Raw genomic sequence first — 3,483 nt, 5'->3', positions numbered from 1 at the left:
TTTTTTAAGCGATTTCAATGAGCAACAATTAGCCCGCAAATGTATGGAAAAATACTACAATTGAAAAGTGTTTTTTTAAAAATGCAAAACGCTAAGAATTAAGCGCTAAGCATTAACACTAAACTCTGAATATTCAGTTTCAAATAACCAGCACGCAAATATATACCAAATACAGTAATGGTCATTTAGTTTTTGATGTTTTAATTGAACAGGTGTTAATAAGCAAAAGAGTGTCTGTAGATTGCTAAATCTAAAAAAGGTTTCACTCTGATTAAATCTTCAGCCTGATATTTATTTTATCAAGCAGGCCTGTTAGCCAAACCATTACAAAGGCAAATATGATACATTTAATAAGTCCGCCCGTGCCCTGGCTCAGGTATTCAGGATAGCCAAGATTGCTCATCTCATACATAGGGTAAAACAAGAACGGCACAATATAGCAGGTAAATGTATTGGTACCGGCAGGCTCAATGATCTTGAACCAGCTGTATTTGTGCTTAAAATCAACCACAAAAATAAATATGGCATATGTTATAAGGCTAATACCTGTACATATAAGTACCCATGAAGGGGTATCACGCGCTTTGGAAATGCCGCCGCTAAAATAGCGTACAATAAAGCCCATATTAAACATAATAATGGCTATGAGTATGAGGGCGGCCCACAGTAGTTTTAGCTCGTTATTTACCTTCAGGCGCATATATAATACCGAAACAAACACGCCTGCCATAGTAAAGGCCTGCATGGCACCGTTACCGGCAATCCACACATATTTTTGCAATCCGCTTAAAAAATCGAGAAAACCGAAGTGGAAATCGATATTGAAAAACATGAAAAATATCCAGGCGGTGGCCTGTATCCATAAATGCCCGCTTGAGTAGTAATAGATGAGCGCGCAAACCAGGTACGACCAGCCAATGAGGCCCAGTATGCCCCACCAGGTAAAGTGCAGCCAGGTATGCCCCGGGTCGCTGGTTTTATACAGTACAGACATGGCTATGAGCAGCGCTACGCCAAAACCCTGCAACAGGTAGCGTTTTAAATTGGAGGTGTCTTTGCTGTAATCTAAAAATATAAAGAAAAAGCTAAAAGTTACCAGGCTTTCCCAAACAGGTTTGGGTAAAATGGAGGTAACCTCGTTGTAGGTTTCCATATTGGCGTGGTAAAAGCCAATAAAAATGAGCGCGAACGAGCGGCTTACTATACGTGATAGCAATTTATAATTGCCGCTTTTTAACCTGTTTTGAAAGGCGAACGGAATGGATAAGCCTACTATAAATAAAAATGCCGGGAATATCGTATCGGCAAGTCCTAAAGCATCAACGTTTTCGCCTGCGTGTTTAAGCCAGTTGGGAGTATTTGGAATGCCGTCAAGGTCATTAACAAATATCATCAGGAACATCGTTACAGCACGAAAAGCATCTATGGAGCGGACACGACTAAAAAAATCATTCATTAAACTTCTAAATGCAATTATCTGCGCAAATGTTTTAATCTAACGCTAATTAAATTGAAACATTATTATTACAGATAATATATTTAGTCGCGGTCGCGGCTTAACTTGGTAAATACCAATGGGTTTTCATTAAGCTCCAACGTTTCGCGGCGATGTTTTACAATGTGTATGGCAGTAAACAAGGCTTCGCGGAATGATATTTCTGATGCCTGGTTTTTACCGGCAATGTCATATGCGGTGCCATGATCTGGTGAGGTGCGTACAAAGCTAAGGCCTGCCGTAAAGTTAACACCCGATTCAAATGCTATCTGTTTAAAAGGGATAAGACCCTGGTCATGATACATAGCCAGCACCGCATCAAACTGTAAATAAGTACCGTTAGCAAAAAAGCCATCGGCAGGGTATGGGCCAAAGGCCAGTATATCATTGTTGCGGGCCTCTTCAATGGCCGGTATGATAGTTTCTTTCTCTTCGCTGCCTATCAGGCCGTTGTCGCTGGCATGTGGGTTCAGGCCAAGCACCGCTATTTTAGGCTTGCGTATCCAGAAATCGTTTTGCAAGCTATGGTTCATTAACTTAAGCTTGGTTACTATTTTTTCAAGGGTGATGCTTTCGGCAACTTTCGAGATCGGGATATGACCGGTAACTACACCAACCCTAAGGGTATCGCTCACCAAAAACATTAATGATTCGGGAGCGCCATCGCGTTCCTGTAAATACTCGGTATGGCCCGGGAATTTAAACTGGTCGTTTTGAATGTTGTCTTTGTTGATAGGAGCGGTTATCAGCGCATCAATATGGCCTTCTTTTAAATCAAGGGTGGCGCGTTCTAAAGAAAGGAACGCGTATTTGCCGCCTGCTTCGGTTACCGAGCCTGGTTCAATTTTTACATCCTCTTCCCAGCAATTGATCATGTTGGGTTTTTTATGCTGAGCCTGCGACGCATCGCCGATAACGTGAAAGTTAAGCTCGTTAATGCTGGTAGCACGGCGATGAAATGATGCTACTTTAGTATGGCCATAAACAATAGGTGTGCAATAATCATAAATATGGTTATCGGCCAGGGTTTTTAAAATTATCTCTAAACCAATACCATTTACGTCACCAATGCTTATACCAACTTTAATTTTTTCGCTCATTTTATTATTTATGATTACACCGATCAGTTAATGATTACACCGATTAAAGTGATTTTATTAACAATGATCTGTATTCGTTTTACTAATATATTCTGTGGTTAAGGTGATACCTTTTACCTTTCGACTTTTAGCTTTTGCCTGATTTTTTACTGCAAATAAAAGATTTTAAGCTTATAGTTCCCGAATAAAGAACAAATATGCCTTAATTTGCTCATATATTTGATTAATAATGACATTGGTTAGGGCAAAAAAACACTTAGGGCAACACTTTCTTACTGATAAAAACATTGCCGCTAAAATTGTGGATAGCCTGAAACCCGAGGGCAGGTATAACCATGTACTTGAGGTTGGGCCGGGCATGGGGGTGCTATCTGATTTTTTACTTCAGAAAACAGAATATGAAACCTCATTGATAGATATTGATGAAGAATCCTTCCAGTTTCTGCAAAAAAAATACCCTCAGCTGGGTAAGCGCCTCATTAATGCCGACTTTTTGGAGATGGATTTTTCAGGTGTGTTTGATAGTCCATTCGCTATCATTGGCAACTTCCCGTATAACATATCATCACAAATACTTTTTAAGATACTGGATAACCGTCAACAGGTGGTTGAGGTAGTAGGCATGTTTCAAAAAGAAGTAGCCGAACGCTGCTCGGCCAAACCCGGTAGCAAAGAGTATGGTATACTGAGTGTGTTTTTACAAGCTTATTATAAGGTAGAGTATTTATTTACAGTTAAAGCCGGTGTTTTTAACCCTCCGCCAAAAGTGTTATCGGCAGTGATCAGGCTTACCCGTAACAATTCAGAAGCATTAAATTGTGATGAAAAGCTGTTTTGGCAGATAGTAAAGGCAGGTTTTAACCAAAGGCGCAAAACCCTGCGCAATGC

Annotated in this window: 3 protein-coding genes; 1 reads left to right on the top strand and 2 read right to left on the bottom strand. The window is 40.2% G+C overall.

Features of this window, described 5'->3' with window-relative positions:
- Positions 1-271 precede the first annotated feature (271 nt).
- Both AAGC65_RS25315 and pdxA read right to left on the bottom strand, forming a co-directional pair.
- Positions 272-1,456 carry a DUF5009 domain-containing protein gene (locus tag AAGC65_RS25315; RefSeq protein WP_343115243.1) on the bottom strand — a complete coding sequence of 395 codons (1,185 nt, stop codon included), beginning with the start codon at positions 1,454-1,456 and terminating at the stop codon, positions 272-274.
- 83 nt (positions 1,457-1,539) lie between these two features.
- Positions 1,540-2,595 carry a 4-hydroxythreonine-4-phosphate dehydrogenase PdxA gene (pdxA, locus tag AAGC65_RS25310; protein ID WP_343115242.1) on the bottom strand — a complete coding sequence of 352 codons (1,056 nt, stop codon included), beginning with the start codon at positions 2,593-2,595 and terminating at the stop codon, positions 1,540-1,542.
- Positions 2,596-2,824: 229 nt separating this feature from the next.
- Here pdxA and rsmA point away from each other — a divergent pair.
- Positions 2,825-3,483: 16S rRNA (adenine(1518)-N(6)/adenine(1519)-N(6))-dimethyltransferase RsmA (gene rsmA / locus AAGC65_RS25305; protein ID WP_343115241.1), on the top strand; the 659-nt coding region annotated here is incomplete at its 3' end.

The organism is Mucilaginibacter sp. (genome assembly GCF_039207105.1).
Lineage (GTDB): Bacteria > Bacteroidota > Bacteroidia > Sphingobacteriales > Sphingobacteriaceae > Mucilaginibacter.
The sequence above is the reverse complement of the archived record's forward strand: the minus strand, read 5'-3'. Positions and strand labels throughout refer to the sequence as shown.